Consider the following 19,125-nt stretch of genomic DNA (forward strand, 5'->3'; position numbering starts at 1 on the left):
GAAAAAAACCACTCAATTGATGAATGGTTTTTAAATAGTATACTATTGATAAAATCAATTTTTTTGGAAAGTTAACAAGTCGGTTCCACCATTACCACCGCTAACATCTCTCAACTCAATTTTTGAAGCACTATAAGTTACAATATCCCAATCATCGGTAAGCTCTGCAAAATTGGCTGGAGAATTAAAGTTAATAACTAAATCTAAATCGTCAATTGAATCATCATTACTATTTGAATCAGCAACAGACCATATTCCAGTATTAAAATTTGTACCATTTGATGCAGATAATGCATTTCCAGAACCGAAAGTAAAATTATATCCAGAGTAGTTACTTGTCTTTATTGTACCTGAATCATTATAAAGTGTAATTTTCCATGTTCCTGATGAAACTGTATTCATAACATTGTTAAGATGAGTATTGCTTGAAGACGAATTGTCATCATCTTTACTGCACATTGATGCTACATTCAGCATAAAAATGCAAAGTAGTACTGGAATTAATTTAAATGTTTTCATACTTTCTAGTTTCATGATTAGGTAAAAGTAGAACGTAACTAAATGATTTTTAGTATTAAATTATTACTTTAAATAACGATACAAAAAAACAAATACTTACAATTAGTAAATATTTACATTCTTTCAGGAACTTCAATACCTAACAATTGAAAGGCTGATTTTATATTGTCGGCAACTTTCTTAGATAATTGAACTCTGAAAACTTTTTTGTCTTGGTCTTCTTCGCCAAGGATAGAAACATTTTGGTAAAAGGAATTAAATTCTTTTACTAAATCATAAGTATAATTGGCAACTAATGCCGGACTATGATTTTTAGCCGCATCTTGAATTACTTCGGGAAAAAGTTGAATTTGCTTGATTAATTCTTTTTCCTTTGGATGCAAATCAATCGTAACCGATTGTGTGGTATCAAAATCTGCTTTACGTAAAATAGATTGAATTCTTGCATAAGTATATTGAATGAATGGTCCAGTATTTCCGGCGAAATCGACAGATTCTTCTGGATTGAACATCATTTGCTTTTTAGGATCAACTTTTAGCATATAATATTTTAAGGCTCCAAGACCAATCGTATTATATAATTTAGCTTTTTCATCATCGGAATAACCTTCTAATTTTCCTAGTGCTTCTGAAATTGATTGTGCAGTTGCAGTCATTTCTTGCATTAAATCATCAGCGTCAACGACTGTTCCTTCACGTGATTTCATTTTTCCCGTAGGTAATTCTACCATTCCGTAAGATAAATGATATAAATTTTCAGCCCATTCAAATCCTAATTTTTTCAGAATTAAAAACAACACTTTAAAATGATAATCTTGCTCATTACCAACAGTATAAACCATTCCACCAACATCTGGAAAATCTTTCACACGTTGAATTGCTGTACCGATATCTTGCGTCATGTAAACCGCAGTTCCGTCTGAACGAAGTACGATTTTTCTATCTAAACCATCAGGCGTTAAATCAATCCACACCGAACCATCTGCATCTTTCTCGAAAATTCCTTTTTCTAATCCGAACTGAACTACCTCTTTTCCTAATAAATAAGTATTTGATTCATAATAATAGCTATCAAAATCGACACCTAAACTTTTATAGGTTTGAGCAAAACCATCATAAACCCATTGGTTCATAGTTTTCCAAAGTTCGATAACTTCTGGTTTTCCTGCTTCCCAGTCTAGTAGCATTTGTTGTGCTTCTAAAATAATTGGCGCTTGTTTTTTGGCTTCTTCCTCCGTTTTACCTTGAGTCATAAGTTCATTAATTTGAACTTTATACTCTTTATCAAAAGCAACATAAAAATTTCCAACCAATTTATCTCCTTTTAAACCTGATGTTTCTGGAGTTTGACCGTTGCCATATTTCTGCCAAGCCAACATCGATTTACAGATGTGAATTCCTCTATCGTTGATGATTTGGGTTTTGTAAACTTTCTTTCCCGAAGCTTTTACTATTTCGGCAACAGAATAACCTAATAAATTATTTCGAACGTGACCAAGATGCAAAGGCTTATTGGTATTAGGCGAAGAATATTCAACCATTACCGCTTTTGAATTTGGAGATACTTCAACAAATCCGAACGAAGTATCGAGTTTTATTTCGTTGAAAAAATTTAAGTAATATGCATCAGAGATAACGATATTTAGAAATCCCGCCACTACGTTGAATTTTTCAACTACGTCTAAATTTTCAACTAAATGATTTCCAATTTTTGTACCGATTTCAACAGGATTTCCTTTGATGACTTTAAGAAGAGGAAAGATTACCATCGTAATATCGCCTTCAAAATCCTTCCTTGTAGCTTGAAACTCAATTTTGTCGATAGTGGTATCGAATTGATTTTGAATTGCTTCAATAATTGCTGGAGTCAAGATTTGTTGTAAAGTCATTTTATTATTTTTTTAAGGTTGCAAAGATAGAATATAATTAGAAAAAGTTTTTAAAAATTTTGGAGCGGTTTTTTTATTTAAAATTGGAAATTAGCGAAATGAATTAGTAATATTTGTAAGAAATAATACATAATAAAATTAAATAAATGCATTTCAACGATTTTATTTGCATTTTATCGTTTTTTATTATAATCTTTGTGAAGTCAAAATCGGTAATCAATCGGTAAAACAATGATTTTAGATTAAACCTAACTAAAAATAGAATTCGACATAAGCGCCTTTTTGCCCCAACAAAAAATAGCCTATTTAATTCAAATTACATTTGAACTAAAAAAAATCCCGAAGTGCAATTCGGGATTTTTTGTTTCTAAAAATTTAGTAAATTACCATTTAATTATGGCGCTAGCCCAAGTAAATCCGCTTCCGAAAGCAGCTAAAACAACGGTATCACCTTCTTTTATTTTTCCTTGTTCCCAAGCTTCAGATAAAGCTATCGGAATAGACGCTGCAGTTGTGTTTCCGTATTTTTGAATATTATTAAAAACCTGATCGTCTGACAAGTTAAATTTTTGTTGAATGAATTGCGATATTCTCAAGTTAGCTTGATGCGGAATCAACATATCAATGTCGGAAACTTGCAGATTATTAGCTTGTAAACCTTCGTTGATTACTTCACTAAAACGAACGACCGCATTTTTGAAAACAAATTGTCCGTTCATGTGTGGGAAATAACTTTCGTCATCAGGATTATTATCTGCGATGATATCGGTTATCCATCTTCCGCCCATACCTGGAGCTAAAACCGCCAATTCTTTAGCGTGTTGACCTTCTGAATGTAAATGCGTAGAAAGCACTCCTTTGGTTGTATCTTCTTCTCTTGAAAGCATTACTGCTCCAGCTCCATCTCCAAAAATAACAGAAACACTTCGACCTCTATCAGTCATATCTAAACCAATTGATTGAAGCTCAGAGGCAACTACTAAAATATTTTTGTACATTCCAGTTTTTATAAACTGATCTGCAACAGAAAGTGCATAAACAAATCCGGAACATTGATTTCTAATATCAAGAGCGCCAACAGTTTTTAATCCTAATTCTTGTTGTAAAGCAACACCTGGACCAGGAAAATAATAATCTGGTGAAATGGTTGCAAATACAATAAAATCAATATCTTCGGCAGCAACACCTGAACGCTCAATTGCAATTTTAGCAGCCTTAACTCCCATTGAAGTTGTTGTGTCTTCACCTTTAATAATGTGACGACGTTCTTTTATACCAGTTCGTTCTTGAATCCACTCATCGGTTGTGTCCATTATTTTAGACAAATCTTCATTTGTAACTACATTATCAGGAACATAATGCCCTAATCCTATTATCTTTGAATTATACATCGTATTATCTTTTTATCAATTTTAGTAGCACAAAATTAGTCATCTTTTAAAAAACAGCCACATTTATATCAAGAAATTTTGATTTTATCAAATGTGTTTCTTACCCTAAAATAAAAAAACCAGTACAAAACTGGTTTTTTAAATTACTTTTCAAGTAAAACTTATTCCGATTGATCGTCTACTGTTGCATCAGCAGCATTCTTTTTAACTGATTCAATTCCGTTATCTCTTGATGCAACACTTTCGTACATTTCGCTGTTACCAATTATTTGACCGTTTCCAGCTTTCAAATTAAAATAAGGTTTCCCGCTTTTAGCTTCTAATCTATCAAAACGACCATCGTCCTGCGAATTTTTTCTTACGGATTCAATACCATTCAGACAAGCAGCTTTGGTTGTATAGCCTTCACTTGCTAAAATTGTTTGACCGTTACCTGCTTTCAAATTGAATTGAAACTCACCATTTTTTCTTGTTGTGATTACAAATTTTCCCATTAGTATGTTTTAGTTTTTTGTTTATAGCAGAATAAAATTATAAAAATATTTTATAAAAACAAATTAAAACTCTCAAATTAAACTATTTAATAATTTTAACCGACTGTCTTCCAGTGTTAGTGTGTAAATTGATGAAATAGATTCCTGATGGATAAGGAAAATCGAAAGTATACTTTTTAGTTGTTGCACCATTAATTTCATCTAAGGTTAATTGCTTGATTAATTGACCTGTGTTTGAGTATAATCCCAACATCAAATGGTCAACACCTTTAAAATCTATTTCAATCATTAATTTATCTTTGATTGGATTAGGTGCAACTCTCACAATCAATGGTATGCGTGCTTGCTCTTGAAATTGATTCATAGCTAAATTATTAGTCATCTTATATATTGTAGTTCCGCAGGCGTAAGCCAAATCATTACTTAAAACAAAAATACGATTCAAATTACTTCCCACATTAGTGTTTATCCAAGTATCACCACCATTAGTAGTTTCATAAAAACCTGTTGAATGTCCGCCCATCCATCCGTGATTTTCATCAACAAAACCAACCGCTTGAATGTCTACATCGGGTGCAATTTTCGTAATCCATGTTACACCACCATCTGTAGATTTAATTAGTTTACCATCATTTGGAGCAACGGATGAAACCGCACCAAAAATAATATTTGGATTACTTGCTAAGGTTTGTAATTTCCACACATATTCACCTGGAATTGTTCCGTTATAAATAGTTGTCCAAGTCGAACCTCCATCGGTTGTTTTAAGAATTACGGCTCCATTTGCATTGTTTCCTGCTGCATATCCTGTGTTGATATCTAGAAACAAAACATCAACTAAAGAAGTGGCATAAGCACTCATATCAGTATATTGCCAAGTGACGCCTGCATCGGATGATTTTATCATATAAGCTGGCGAAAAATAAGCACCACAGCCGTAAATTGTTGTTGTACCAACACAATCTAAACCACAAATGGCAGCAGGATTTGGTGAAATAGGTACTAAATTCCAAGTTGCACCACCATCAAGAGTCTTATAAAACCTGCCGTTTAAAGTTCCTAAAAAGCCAATATTTTCATCAATGAATTCAATATTTCTGTAATAATTATTGCTTCCTAATATGGCATTATTAAGTTGTTGCACCCACGTTGCACCACCATCTGTGGTTTTATAAACCGCGGCGTAAAAACCGTTAGCTGCCCATCCTAAATTTTCATTTAAAAAAAACACATCATCAAATCGTTGCCCATTGGTATTTACTGCTGCATTGGGCAAAGGTGACCAAGTTAATTGCGCCGATGCATAAGTTGTTATTAGTAATAAAAAGTATATTTTTTTCATCAAGCTTTATTTTTTATAAAATTATAAAATTAATAGACAGTAACTTAAAAATCATCTGCTTTTTTTATCGCTACTTTTAACATTAACCAAAGTAATTATGTAACATCTTTGTTTTACTTTAGACCAATTAATTTTCACTTAAACTACATTTTATGAAATTACGATTAATTTTGTTATTCCTATTAGGATTATCTGCAACTGCAATTGCACAAGAAAATCTTAGTTATCAAAAACCTTCTGCTGAGATATTGGCGTTAGCTGATTATGAAAGAGCTCCAACTGTAAGTATGGATTCCAAAAAAGAATACATGCTGTTAAGCTACAGAAATACTTACAAAACATTAGATGATTTAAATCAAGAAGAGATGCGTTTGGGTGGTTTACGAATCAATCCGATAACAAATATTTCTAGCACAGTTACGTATGTAAACAATTTGAAAATAAGAAAGATTGCTGCAAAAGACGAAACGCAAGTGATTGGACTTCCTCAAAATGCAAGATTAACCAATATTTCTTGGTCACCAGACGAAAAGAAAATTGCGTTTACCAACACCACCAATTCAGGTGTAGAACTTTGGATTATTGATGTAGCTACAGCAAAAGCAAACAAAATAACTGCTGACAATTTAAATGCTAATTTAGGAAGTCCTTATAATTGGATGAATGACAATCAAACGTTATTAGCAAAAGTATTGCCGAAAAATAGACCAGCACTAATTAACGAGAAAAAAGATTTGCCAAAAGGTCCAACAGTATCCGTGAGTGATGGGTCAAAATCTCAAAATAGAACTTATCAAGATTTGCTAAAAAACAAAAATGACGAAGCTAATTTTGATGCATTAGTAACTTCAGAATTATATAAAATATCAATTTCTGGAACTGCAACCTTATATAAATCAGCTGATATTTATGCAGGAGAAAGTCTTTCGCCAGATGGCAATTATTTAATGCTAACAACAATTCAAAAGCCTTATTCTTATATTGTGCCAATGAGTCGTTTTCCACAAAAATCTATTGTTTATGATCTTTCTGGAAAAGAAGTCAAAGTTGTAAATGAAATTCCGCTAACCGAAATTATGCCTAAAGGATTTTCATCAGTTAGAAAAGGAAAAAGAAGTATGAGTTGGAGAGCTGACAAACCAGCAACTTTAGTGTATGTTGAAGCCTTAGATGAAGGTGATCAATCAAAGAAAGTTGATTTTAGAGATGAAGTATTTCAATGGAATGCGCCTTTCAATTCACCTGCAAGTTCAATGATGAAGACACAACATCGTTTTGGAGGAATTTCTTGGGGTAATGATAGTTTCGCTATTGCATATGATAGTTGGTATGATACTAGAAATACTAAAACTTATTTACTAAATCCTTCAAATCCAAACGAAACTCCAAAAGTAATTTCGGATAGAAACTCACAAGATATTTATTCTGATCCAGGGAATTTTGAAACTAAAAAAAATGAATTTGGAAGATACGTAATTGCAACAGAAAACGGAAATGCATACTTAATTGGAGACGGAAACACCAAAGAAGGACAATTTCCTTTCATCGACGAATTCAATTTAAAGACATTAAAAACAAAACGACTTTATACTTCAAAAATCAAAGACAAAAAAGAAGATTTACTGTCTATTGAAGATTACAAAAAAGGTGATGTTTTGGTGATGATTCAGTCTAAAAACGATTATCCAAATTATTATTTTAGAAATATAAAATCAGGAAAATTAACTCCGATTACTACTTTTAAAAACCCATTCGAAAGCATTAAAAATGTATATAAAGAAGTAATTAGATACAAACGAAAAGATGGCGTTGACTTGTCTGGTACTTTATATTTACCGGCAAATTATGATCGTACTAAAAAAGAAAAACTACCTTTATTAATTTGGGCTTATCCAGCTGAATTTAAAGATAAAAACTCTGCTGGCCAAAACGACAAAAATCCAAATGAATTTACGTTTCCAAATTATGGTTCATTTGTATACTGGGTTACAAAAGGATACGCTGTTCTTGACGATGCGTCATTTCCAATAATTGGCGAAGGTACAACCGAACCTAATGACACTTTTATAACACAACTCGTTGATGATGCTGAAGCTGCCATCAATGCTGTAGATAAATTGGGTTATATCAATACCAAAAAAGTTGCCGTTGGTGGACATTCATATGGAGCATTTATGACTGCAAATTTGTTGTCGCATTCTAATTTATTTGCTTGCGGAATTGCACGAAGTGGTGCATACAACAGAACTTTAACGCCTTTCGGATTTCAAAGTGAACAAAGAAACTATTGGGATGTTCCAGCAATTTATAATGAAATGTCTCCGTTTATGAATGCTGAAAAAATGAAAACACCATTGCTTTTAGTGCACGGTGATGCTGACAATAATCCAGGAACTTTTACATTACAATCGGAACGTTATTTTCAAGCTTTAAAAGGACTTGGAGCGCCAGCAAGATTGGTATTATTACCGAAAGAATCTCACGGATATGCTGCTAAAGAAAACATTTTACACTTACTTTGGGAACAAGATCAGTTTTTAGAGAAGTACCTAAAAAACTAAGAAATTAATTTCTAATGAAAACTAAATAGACCTTTGAAGAAATTTGAAGGTCTATTTTATTTTTAGAAAAATCTGTGAGCCTTTTAAAATTTCAGATTCATTTTCAAAAAACAAAATATCCTTTTCAAATCGACTTTCAATTAAATAATGACTTCCCTTGAAATAGGAATTTAAAACCTCAACTTTTAAGTTAGATTCTTCAACGACTTCGAATTGATGAGGATAAATATATCTCAATTTATTATCAAAAATTACTTCATTCACTTCACCAAAAAGAGAAGCAGTATATTTATTTTTAGGATTTTCATAAACTGACTTTGAGGTATTATGGTTAATAATTTTGCCCTCTTTCATCACCACTATTTGATCAGCAAAAGACAAAACATCAGTACTATCATGCGTTGCGACGAGACAAGTGATTTGTTTTTCTTTTATGTAGGCAAACAACTTTCTGCGTAAATTATTTTTTCTAAAATTATCGATATGACTAAAAGGTTCGTCGAGTAGTAAAACTTCAGGTTCTAATGCTAAAACTCGTGCTATAGCCACTCTTTGCATTTGTCCACCGCTTAAATTTTTGGCTTTAACATTAAAAAAATCGGTCATTTCAACCAGTTCTAAAAGTTCTCTTACCCTATTCCATTTTTTTTCTGAATCGATATTTGACAAATATTTTCCAATATTTTCAGCCACAGTGATGTAAGGCATCAAATCAAAATCTTGAGCAAGATATTTCATAAAATCCATTCCCGGAATCAAATTATATTTCGGACCCAAAACTTCAGTATCCTTCCAAAAAATTTGACCTTCATCTAAATCATATAATCCATAAACTAATTTCAAAAGCGTACTTTTTCCGCAACCACTTTCGCCTATAACAGCAAGAATGTTCCCTTTATCAAGGGAAAAATTTATATCAAAAAGTGTATTATCTTTTAAGTACGAAAATGAGACGTTTTGAACCAATAGCATAAACCTAAATTTTTACAAATTTAGTTGAGTTCTTATTTCTACGGCTTCTTTTTGAATTAATTTAAATATTTTTAAACGATACAACTTAAACCATTAACAACCAATATTAATAATTTAAATATTTAACTGTATTACTATTGATATTTCACAAATAATTAAAATTTTTAAATAAAAATATTTTTATATAATTAATAAAATTTAATATAAATTATTATGATAGCTATAAATAATACGTTATTTTTTTAAATAACAAACAACTACATCGATATAATTTAAAAATATCAACTTTATTTACCTATACATTTATACAACATTACAACAAACTATACTGTATTTTGATGTACAAAACCTTAAATTTTTTGTAAGAAAAACTTAACAAACATAACCCTTCAGCAATGATTTTATTAATAAATAAACTTCGTATAGTTTTTATACACAGCGAGTTCAACTCATCAGAACATTAAACTTGTAAGTTTGATTCTAAACAAAATCAAACAATTATGAAAAAATTATTAATCTTTATGCTCTTTTTGAATTTTTCAATAGGAGTATCACAAACACCTGTTTCAGGACCATCAAATCCTCCTACCAGAAACAATTGGGATGTACTCTCTCAGTATGGAAGTGCTTACAGCAACCAACCCGGAGTTGTTTTTGACAGTTTTGGCGGAAGTACAATTGTCGGCGATGTTACGCTTCCTCTTGACTTAAGTAGTGTCAAAAAATATGTTGCCCATAGTTATTCAGGAATTTCTACAAGTGGAGCAATGACTCTAAATGTATCTGCGATGACTCATTTACACATTGACGTTTGGTCACCAGATTTTGTATCCTTTAAGATCAAATTGGAAGCCGTTAACGGAAGTAACAGAGAGCTAGAAGTACCATTCACAAAAACTCAAGGTTCGTGGAACTCTTATGATTTAGATTTAAGCACCTACTCAAATGGACCTGGCGGCGTTGATTTAACAAACTTAAGATGGATAGTTCCAGTTACTTTCAATCCAAATAATACCACACTTTTTATAACAAATGTTTATTTTTATAGACCTGCAACGATTCAACCACCAACATTAGGAGTATTCAGTGTTCCCTCACAACCTGTTGGCGCATCAGATTTTACCTTAACTCCACCAACATCAAATAGCGCTGGAGCCTTTTCTTACACAAGTAGTAACACAAATGTTGCAACCATTGTTAATGGCAATCAATTACACATTGTAGGTGGTGGAACTTCAACAATTACGGCCAATCAAGCTGCCGATGGACCATATGGTGCTGGAAGTGCGTTTACAACTTTCACAGCAAGTTATCCAACGCCTGTACCTTCACCTCTACCACCACCGCGAAATCCCGGAAATGTGATTTCAATGTTCACAGGAAATCCTGCTATTTACGCCGATCCTGTTGGGTTTAATATGATAAGAGCATCTTGGTCTGGCGCCACTATGACTACAATTCCTAACGGAACAAATACCTGTTTACAAGTTGATAATTTTGGTTTTCTTGGCTATGTAACAAGTACAGAACCGGTAAGATTCAGTGTTGCTGGTATGACAAAACTTCATGTAGATGTCTATATGAATACTCCAATTGCCAACATGTTTATTTTTCTATTATCTAACGGTGATCAAATATATAATACTGGACCACTTGTAGCTGGATGGAATTCGTTAGACATTAATTTATCTAATTATCCTGGCGCAGATTTATCTAACATTTATGGCTTCAAATTTGAACATAATCAAGGAGCTGCAAGACAAATTTATTTAGATAACATTTACTTTTATGTGGCTGGTACAGAACCTACTTTAAGTAATTTCAGCTTACCATCAGCTGTTTTGGGTGATGCTAATATTGTAATAAATAATCCTTCATCTGATAGTCCAGGAAGTTTTTCATACACAAGTAGCAATACAAACGTTGCTACAATAACCAATGGTAATGAAATTCAAATTGTTGGCATAGGTACTTCAACCATTACGGCATTGCAAGCAGCAAGCGGTAGTTTTGACTCAGGTTCGATTACAGCTTCCTTAGTTGTAGCTGCTCCGCCATTGGCTACAGCTGCACCAACACCGCCAGTAAGAAATGCTTGGGATGTAATTTCACTTTACAGTAATGCCTATTCAAATTTACCTTCTGCAACTTGGGTAGGAGCTTCAGGTTTAACAGATGAACTACTTCAAGGAAACGAAACTAAAAAAATGAATAACTTTTTAGTTGAATTTATAAATTTTGCGGCCACTGATGTATCTCAGATGACGATGCTTCATATGGATATATACACTCCTGATTGTACCGGATTTAACATTTGGTTACTTAATAATGGAGACAGAAATGCACAGTTTTTTCCAACTTTAAATGGCTGGTACAGTGTAGATATTCCTTTATCAACTTATGTAAATAATGGCTTAATAATGACTGGAATTAATCAACTTAAGTTTGAAGGGTTAAATGGTCCGGGCAAAACAGTTTATGTAGATAACGTTTATTTCTATAGACCAGCAACACTATTTCCTGCAACAGTAGGAACGTTTTCTTTACCTAGTAAAAATGTTGGTGATCCAAATTTTACAATAATACCTCCAACATCTAATAACACAAGCCCTTTTACTTATTCTAGTAATAATAATTCAGTTGCTACTATTGTAAACGGAAATCAAATTCAAATTGGAACTGGTGGAACTTGCACAATTACTGCTTCTCAAGTAACTGACGGAACTTATGGACCAACTAGCAGAACGGCAACATTTACAGTAAATTTTCCTGCTCCAGGCGCTTCACCTATTCCGCCAGCGCGAACTGCATCTAAAGTTATTTCACTTTACACTGGAAGCCCATCGGTATATGCAACAACTCCAAACTATAATTTAGGAAGAGCCTTTTGGACTGCAGGAGCAACTTTAACAGAAATTCCTAATGGCACAAATACTGCTTTAAGAGTAGATAATTTAGGTTATATCGGATTAATTGACACAGTTTCTGAAAGACGTTTGAATGTTTCTACTATGACTAATCTTCACCTTGACGTATATGTTAATGCTCCTTTTTCAAATTTATTCTTTTGGATTTTAACCGATGGTGATCAAAGAAGAGATATCACCAATCTCGTTCCTGGTTGGAATTCAATTAATATAGATCTAACCGAATTTGCAGGTGCCAACTTATCCAATGTATATGGTTTAAAATTTGAACAAAATCAACCAGTACCGTTACAAATTTATGTAGATAATATTTACTTTAGTGATGACACATACTATACTGACGCTGATGGAGATGGTTTCGGAAATCCTAATTCTCCAGTAATCGGACAACCTTTAGGTTCAGTTATGAATAATTTAGATTGTAATGATACTAATGCTACCGTTTATCCTGGCGCTTTAGATGTTTGTTATGATGGTTTAGATAATGATTGCGATGGAATTATTGATAATTCTTGTACCCCAATTGTTGGATCATTGCCAGCAGGAACTTGTGGTACAACATTAGCAGGATGGTATTCTACTGTTACTGCAAGTTGGACAAATTTTGCTCAAGGTTACCGATTCAAAATTACTAAAGTAGATATGAACACTAATGCACCAATTGCTCAGCCAATAATTATTGACAGAGCAGTAAATAACATTTCATTAGCAAACGTTCCGGGCACAACGTATAATTCAAAATACATGTTTGAAATTGCTGTTAAATATAATAATGTATGGCAACCGTTTTTTGGAGCACCTTGTTATTTAAATACTCCAAATCCGATATCAACTGTTGGCGCACAATGCGGAAGTACTTTGACCTCAATGAATCAGTTTATCTCAGCTACTCCAATACCAAATATTACAGCTTATAGGTTTAGAGTAACCCGAGTTGTAAATGGTATTCCGACAGGAATTTCGCAAGAAACTACGCAAGCGTCTAATAAATTTAATATGGCACAATTGGCAGGAATTTTGTTTGCTAGCACTTATAGAGTAGAAGTTTCTTTAAGAAATACTGACGGTACATTCTTACCTTACAATGCGCCTTGTGACATTAACACACCTGCTTATCCGACCACACAAATTCGTACAGTTCAATGCAACAACTATCAAGTAGTAAGCAACTCCGAGTTGATTCTTGCTGACGGCGTTTCAGGCGCAACAATGTATAGATTTAGAGTTTATAATGGTGTTGATTATGATACGTTTTATGATAATACAACAAATCGTTTTACATTAAATAATTTCCCGGGATTAGTTCCAAATGGCACACTTTATTCTGTGCAAGTTGCAGTAAAACTTGCAAATGAATCTAATTTTGGACCTTACAGTAAAGTATGTAATATCAAAACGCCATTACAAGCAAGGTTTATCTCATCACAAATTGAATTGGAAGTAAGTAACACCTTTGAGGCATTTGCTTATCCAAATCCGTTTATTTCAAACTTTAAATTGGATATTAAAACCAATAGTGAAGCAAATATTCAAATCCGAGTTTATGATATGATTGGTAAATTGGTAGAAGACAAAATGATAAACGCTGCTGACATTCAAGAATTTGAAATAGGAAATCAATATCCGTCAGGAGTTTATAATATTGTGATATCTCAGGAGTCGAATACCAAAACACTTCGCGTTATTAGAAGATAATAAAATTAACTAAATAGTAAAAAATACCTCTCCTACTGTGAGAGGTATTTTTGATATTTTCATTTTTCATCCATTTAATAAGAAGTTGTAATGAAAAAAAATAATATAATAAAAATCATAATCTTATTCTTAATTACTCTTGTTTCAGAAGCTCAAGTAGGAATAGGAACGGTTTCACCAGATGCTGCATTAGACATTAGTTCAGCGACAGATGGCTTATTAATACCACGTGTTGCTTTAACAACAACAACCAGTGCACTACCATTAATTTTACCAACAATATCAGAATTAGTTTACAACAATGCAACGATTGCTGATGTAACACCTGGATATTATTATTGGAATGGTCTAATTTGGGTAAGATTAGCTGCTGGAACTACTAATAATTGGACTACTACCGGTAACACGGCAATTGTCGATGGAATAAATTTCATCGGAACTGCTGCCGCTACTAATGTTGACGTAGCCTTTAGAAGAAATAATTTAAGTGCAGGCAAAATTGGAATTTCAAGTACTTCATTTGGAGTTGGAGCTTTAAATATAGGCGCAGCGACGAATAGCACAGCCTTTGGAACCAATGCCTTAACACTAAACACTGGATTAAATAATGTTGCTTTTGGTAATGGAACACTGGCCACAAATAGTACAGGAATTCAAAATACAGCTGTAGGAAATGCCGCGCTATCTTTAAATACAGGAAGTGCATCAACCGCAATAGGGTTTGAAGCATTAAGATCAAACACATCGGGAATTAATGGAACTGCTGTTGGATTTCAAGCATTATACAACAATAATACTGCAAGTAACAACTCGGCTATTGGGTTTCAAACAATGCTCAATAATACTTTTGGTTCAGAAAATACAGCCGTTGGTTTTCAAGCATCAAGATCTAATGCAACCGGAAGTAAAAATACTGCAGTAGGACATATTGCACTTTTTAATAACCTTGGTAGTGAAAATACAGCTTTTGGGCACAGTTCGTTATCTGGAATAAATAACGTCGCTTCAAGATTTAATACTGCTATCGGATTTCAGTCAATGTTTGCAGGCAACGGAATTGTATCTAATGTTGTTGCAATTGGTGCTAATGCATTATTCCAAAATACAGCTTCAAACGCAACTGCTGTTGGATACAATGCTTTGCAAGGACAAATTGGTGGTGGCGTTGGAAATACCGGTGTTGGTTTTAGCGTTTTAAACAATAATTCTACAGGCGACAATAACACCGCAATCGGAACGGAAGCTGGATTCGCAGCAATTGGAAGCGGAAATACTATTGTAGGTTTTCGCGCAGGACAATTTGCAAGTAATACTACTGGAGCTGGAACTTTTGTCGGATTTCAAGCTGGTCAAGGAACTACAGGTGCTAACAATACTGTAGTTGGTCATAATGCTCTAATTGCAACTGGTCCGTCTGCAAATAATGTAGCTTTAGGAAATAATTCTTTATCCATAAATACTTCAACTAACAATACCGCTCTAGGTTTTAGTACTTTAGTTAACAATGTTAGCGGTTCGGGAAATGTTGCAATAGGCTATCAAGCTGGTTTTTCTGAAACTGGTTCTAATAAATTTTATATCACAAATTCTAATACCACACCAACAACTTCGCTACTATATGGTGATTTTAGTGGTACCAGAATTTTACGCACTAATAGCACATTTCAAATTGGTGATCCAGCAGGAACTGGCTATGTCTTTCCGATAGCTCGCGGAACTGCAAATCAATATCTAGTAAGTGATGCGAATGGAATATTGACTTGGACATCAGCAAATGCAACTATTTCAATTACTAGAACCAATCTTGGAAGTAATCAAGTTTTAACAACTGCTGGATGGCAAATTATTAATTTTTCAAATGAAATAATTGACACCAATTCTGAATTAATAGGAAATCGTTTTACTGCAACTAGAACAGGTATTTATGAGATAAACGCAGGTTATCATACTAATAATCAAAGTAACACCCAATTTTATTCTATTGGAGTATATGTTAATGGAAGCTTATATCAACAAACATCTGCTAATCATTCAAACTTAGGACCAATTGCAAGAACAATTAACTGCATCGTTAGTTTAAATGCTGGCGATTATGTAGAAATATTTGCCGAAAATTATCAGCCTTTTGTCGAAATAGATTCTTTTTTAGGCAAGACATTTTTTGAAGTTAAACAACTAAAATAAGACTTAATACCACTAATTTATAACACTTTATCGTTTTTTATAGCACTTTGTCGTTAATCTATTTTAGTTACAAATTTTCTTGTATAAATTTAATACAATAAAAGTACTAATTTTTATAAAACAAAAAGTGATTATGAAAAAGATAACATTACTTCTCAGCGCACTACTTTTTAGCTTCTTTTTTTCAAATGCTCAAGTTGGTATTGGTACTGCTTTGCCCAATGCACAACTTGACATTCGTTCAAGTAATCAAGCCACACCAGCTAATAATGACGGAATATTAATCCCAAAGGTTAATGTGTTTCCTGCTACAAATCCAACTGCTGCTCAACAAGGAATGTTAGTTTTTTTGACAACATCAACTACATTTTTAGCTACTACAAGACAACCTGGATTTTATTATTGGAACAACCCAACTTCTGATTGGATTGGATTAAGTTCTGCAGCTAACGGCGATCACGATTGGTATGAGGTTGGTTCAACTATCGCACCAAATGCAATTACTGATGATATGTTTCATACTGGTAATGTTGGAATTGGTACCTCAACAATCACTACAAATACAAAACTTGATGTTAATAGTGGAGCAACAAGCGATGCTGTTTACGGACATTCCAACAATGTTGGCGGAATTTTAGGACGTGAAGTTAATTTCAGTTTCGGCACACCAGCACAAACATTACTTGGAGCAGGTGTTTATGCAAATAATCCATCTGCTGGTTACACTAGTATGTTTTCTCAATCTACAGGAAGTGCAACTGTTGCAGCTAATATTAGTTTTTCTGATGTTTGGATTGGAAGTTATAATTACGTTCAAAACAACTCAGCAACAATGAATCCACCAGCAAACTATAATCAATTAAATGTAACAAACGCTACTTTAGGAGGTACTCAAATAGCACTAAGAGGATTTAATTCTAGAGGCACAACAGCAGGCAATCCAGGATTTTCTGTTGGTGCACAAGGTATTGCAGATAGTCAAAATCAAGATGGTATGGGTGTTCAAGGTTTATCTTTCAGTAATGGCGCGATAAGAATTGGTGGCTATTTTGAAGGATTGTCCTATCCTGGAGTTTCACAAGCTTATGCTTATGTTGGCGGAACAATAAATAGTGGAGTAACCCAAAGAAAAATTATTGGAACAGGTTCGGTATCTGAAATAATTCCTACAGAAAATCACGGTAGAGTTACTTTAACGTGTCCTGAATCACCTGAATATTGGTATCAAGATTACGGAACAGTAGAGATGATCAATGGTAAAGCAACAATAATTGTGGATGAAATTTTAGCCGACATCATTGTAGTAGATGAAGAAAACCCATTAAGGGTAATTTGTACACCTGTGGGAATGCCTTATTTCAATGGAATTACGATTATGTCGCAGACTAAAAACTCAGTTGAAATATTAGAATTGAATGGTGGAAATCATTCAGGAAAGTTACAATACCAACTAGTAGCAAAGCCAAAAACAAATTTTGGAGAAGGACGTTTTCCTCAAGCTCCCGGTCCAAGTTATTTAAAAGCTGATAAAGAACCTATGGCAGCAAAAGCTAAAAACCAACCTGCAGATGGAAGAAAAGTTTTTAGTTGGCCAACAGACCATATAGTTTATAAGTATAATCCAGAAGATTATGTCGCTATAGGTGATGTCATTCCTGCTGGACCTAATGCTGGAAAAATTAAATTAGGTAATGGAAAATATAGCACAGGAATGCCAGCTGAAAAACCTAAAACAAGATAAAAAGACAAGAGCGATGCTAAAAAAATAGCGATCGCTCTTATCAACCTAACCAATAAACAAACTGTCTTTAATTATTTATATATTTTTCGAAATTTTTAGTATCAACTCTAGCTTTTAAATCGTGTAATAAATTATACAACCCGAAGAATGTTCTATTGATGTATAAAAAATGTTTTGATCCTCTATTACCATTCATTTTTCTTAGCTGCGTATCTTTAGCAAAGTCCTCTCCCATTGTAGCAATTTGACCAAAGAAATCATCATCTGAAAAATCGAAATAATCTCCGTGAAATGGCTTCGTAAACAAACTCAATAAATCGTGAAATAATTTCGTAAAATATTTTATTTCTTCTTTGGTATCATCTGATCTTAAAATTTCTAACTCGTATAATTTTTCGTTAAACAACTCAGGATTATCAATAACCTCTGGCTTTGCTAATTCAAAATAAGGAGTATAAAATTCTAAAGGAACGTGTTTTATACAACCAAAATCAATTGCAACTAAACGATCTGATTTATCAATCAAAAAATTACCCGGATGCGGATCAGCATGTACTTGTTTTAAATGATGCATTTGATACATATAAAAATCCCATAATGCTTGTCCTATTTTATCACCTTTTTCTCTATCCTGATTATGCGCTGCAAATTCTGACAAATGCTCACCATCAATCCATTCCATAGTCAAGATTTTCTCTGATGACAATTCTGGATAATATTTTGGAAACCTCAAATTATCAATATTCTTGCACCAATCTGAAACTTCTAAACTTTGCTTTAATTCTAAATTATAATCCGTTTCTTCTAATAATTTATCTTCAACTTCTTTAAAATACTTATCAGAATCTTTACCTTTTATATTAAACATTCTAACTGCAAACGGCTTAACTAAAGCCAAATCCGAACTTATACTATCTGCTACACCTGGATATTGGATTTTCACAGCAAGATTTTTCCCATCTTTGGTCGCTTTGTGTACCTGACCGATACTCGCAGCATTCATAGCATCTGGCGTAAAAGAATCATATAAGTTCTCTGGATATTGACCAAGATATTTTTTAAAAGTTTTTCTAACCAACGGCGCAGACAATGGCGGAACCGAAAACTGCGACAACGAAAATTTATCTACATATTGTTGTGGCATAATACTTTTGTCCATACTCAACATTTGAGCTACTTTCAAAGCACTTCCTTTCAAGTTTTTTAGGCCGTCATAAATATCCTCTGCATTACTTTCGTTTAATTTATCGCGGTTCAATGAAGGATTTACTATTTTTTCACCATAATAAGCAACATAGTTTCCTCCTACTTTAAACCCGGTTTTGACTAACTGACTGGCACGCTCTATTTTTCCTGTTGGAATTTTATCTAATGTTTTCATTTTTTTTAATCTGAATTTTGTCTTCTGAA

General features: G+C 33.3%; 11 protein-coding genes. 4 read left to right on the forward strand and 7 right to left on the reverse strand.

Annotated elements, in window-relative coordinates; translation table 11 throughout:
- Positions 1-54: 54 nt before the first annotated feature.
- The 5 genes from Q0050_RS09825 to Q0050_RS09845 form a co-directional block, all read right to left on the reverse strand.
- Complete coding sequence (locus Q0050_RS09825) at positions 55-519, reverse strand: hypothetical protein (protein WP_298394914.1); 465 nt, start codon at positions 517-519, stop codon at positions 55-57.
- 113 nt (positions 520-632) lie between these two features.
- The gene (gene argS, locus Q0050_RS09830; protein WP_298394916.1) at positions 633-2,408 is read right to left on the reverse strand and encodes an arginine--tRNA ligase; all 1,776 of its coding nucleotides are present in this window, start codon (positions 2,406-2,408) and stop codon (positions 633-635) included.
- Positions 2,409-2,791: 383 nt separating this feature from the next.
- The gene (locus Q0050_RS09835; protein WP_298394918.1) at positions 2,792-3,799 is read right to left on the reverse strand and encodes a 3-oxoacyl-ACP synthase III family protein; all 1,008 of its coding nucleotides are present in this window, start codon (positions 3,797-3,799) and stop codon (positions 2,792-2,794) included.
- Between the two features lie 161 nt (positions 3,800-3,960).
- Entirely contained in the window at positions 3,961-4,293 is a 333-nt protein-coding gene (locus Q0050_RS09840; RefSeq protein WP_298394920.1) for a YegP family protein, read from the reverse strand.
- 82 nt (positions 4,294-4,375) lie between these two features.
- A complete protein-coding gene (locus Q0050_RS09845) occupies positions 4,376-5,635 on the reverse strand; it encodes a T9SS type A sorting domain-containing protein (RefSeq protein WP_298394922.1) in 1,260 nt (419 codons plus the stop codon).
- 152 nt (positions 5,636-5,787) lie between these two features.
- Between Q0050_RS09845 and Q0050_RS09850 the strand changes: the two genes are divergently transcribed.
- Entirely contained in the window at positions 5,788-8,196 is a 2,409-nt protein-coding gene (locus Q0050_RS09850) for a prolyl oligopeptidase family serine peptidase (protein ID WP_298394924.1), read from the forward strand.
- A gap of 51 nt (positions 8,197-8,247) precedes the next feature.
- Here the strand turns inward: Q0050_RS09850 and Q0050_RS09855 are convergent, their stop codons facing one another.
- Positions 8,248-9,168 carry an ABC transporter ATP-binding protein gene (locus tag Q0050_RS09855; protein WP_298394926.1) on the reverse strand — a complete coding sequence of 307 codons (921 nt, stop codon included), beginning with the start codon at positions 9,166-9,168 and terminating at the stop codon, positions 8,248-8,250.
- 500 nt (positions 9,169-9,668) lie between these two features.
- Here Q0050_RS09855 and Q0050_RS09860 point away from each other — a divergent pair, with 500 nt between their 5' ends.
- The 3 genes from Q0050_RS09860 to Q0050_RS09870 all read left to right on the forward strand — a co-directional run bounded on the left by Q0050_RS09860 (position 9,669) and on the right by Q0050_RS09870 (position 17,715).
- Positions 9,669-13,790 carry a MopE-related protein gene (locus Q0050_RS09860; protein WP_298394929.1) on the forward strand — a complete coding sequence of 1,374 codons (4,122 nt, stop codon included), beginning with the start codon at positions 9,669-9,671 and terminating at the stop codon, positions 13,788-13,790.
- 90 nt (positions 13,791-13,880) lie between these two features.
- Positions 13,881-15,974 carry a hypothetical protein gene (locus Q0050_RS09865; RefSeq protein ID WP_298394932.1) on the forward strand — a complete coding sequence of 698 codons (2,094 nt, stop codon included), beginning with the start codon at positions 13,881-13,883 and terminating at the stop codon, positions 15,972-15,974.
- 133 nt (positions 15,975-16,107) lie between these two features.
- Positions 16,108-17,715, forward strand: coding sequence for a hypothetical protein (locus Q0050_RS09870; RefSeq protein WP_298394935.1), 1,608 nt, complete (start codon positions 16,108-16,110; stop codon positions 17,713-17,715).
- A gap of 67 nt (positions 17,716-17,782) precedes the next feature.
- Here the strand turns inward: Q0050_RS09870 and Q0050_RS09875 are convergent, their stop codons facing one another.
- Positions 17,783-19,096 (reverse strand): AarF/ABC1/UbiB kinase family protein, encoded by a 1,314-nt coding sequence (locus Q0050_RS09875; protein ID WP_298394938.1) that lies wholly within the window; start codon positions 19,094-19,096, stop codon positions 17,783-17,785.
- Positions 19,097-19,125: the final 29 nt, after the last annotated feature.

Source organism: Flavobacterium sp. (assembly GCF_027483985.1).
Classification (GTDB): domain Bacteria; phylum Bacteroidota; class Bacteroidia; order Flavobacteriales; family Flavobacteriaceae; genus Flavobacterium.

What these genes read in the sequence shown, in the direction of transcription:
- Q0050_RS09845 (WP_298394922.1), bottom strand. Translation starts at nt 5,635, where the DNA reads ATGAAAAAAATATACTTTTTATTACTAATAACAACTTATGCATCGGCG.
- Q0050_RS09850 (WP_298394924.1), top strand. Translation starts at nt 5,788, where the DNA reads ATGAAATTACGATTAATTTTGTTATTCCTATTAGGATTATCTGCAACT.
- Q0050_RS09835 (WP_298394918.1), bottom strand. Translation starts at nt 3,799, where the DNA reads ATGTATAATTCAAAGATAATAGGATTAGGGCATTATGTTCCTGATAAT.
- Q0050_RS09860 (WP_298394929.1), top strand. Translation starts at nt 9,669, where the DNA reads ATGAAAAAATTATTAATCTTTATGCTCTTTTTGAATTTTTCAATAGGA.
- Q0050_RS09865 (WP_298394932.1), top strand. Translation starts at nt 13,881, where the DNA reads ATGAAAAAAAATAATATAATAAAAATCATAATCTTATTCTTAATTACT.
- Q0050_RS09855 (WP_298394926.1), bottom strand. Translation starts at nt 9,168, where the DNA reads ATGCTATTGGTTCAAAACGTCTCATTTTCGTACTTAAAAGATAATACA.
- Q0050_RS09840 (WP_298394920.1), bottom strand. Translation starts at nt 4,293, where the DNA reads ATGGGAAAATTTGTAATCACAACAAGAAAAAATGGTGAGTTTCAATTC.
- Q0050_RS09825 (WP_298394914.1), bottom strand. Translation starts at nt 519, where the DNA reads ATGAAAACATTTAAATTAATTCCAGTACTACTTTGCATTTTTATGCTG.
- Q0050_RS09875 (WP_298394938.1), bottom strand. Translation starts at nt 19,096, where the DNA reads ATGAAAACATTAGATAAAATTCCAACAGGAAAAATAGAGCGTGCCAGT.
- argS (WP_298394916.1), bottom strand. Translation starts at nt 2,408, where the DNA reads ATGACTTTACAACAAATCTTGACTCCAGCAATTATTGAAGCAATTCAA.
- Q0050_RS09870 (WP_298394935.1), top strand. Translation starts at nt 16,108, where the DNA reads ATGAAAAAGATAACATTACTTCTCAGCGCACTACTTTTTAGCTTCTTT.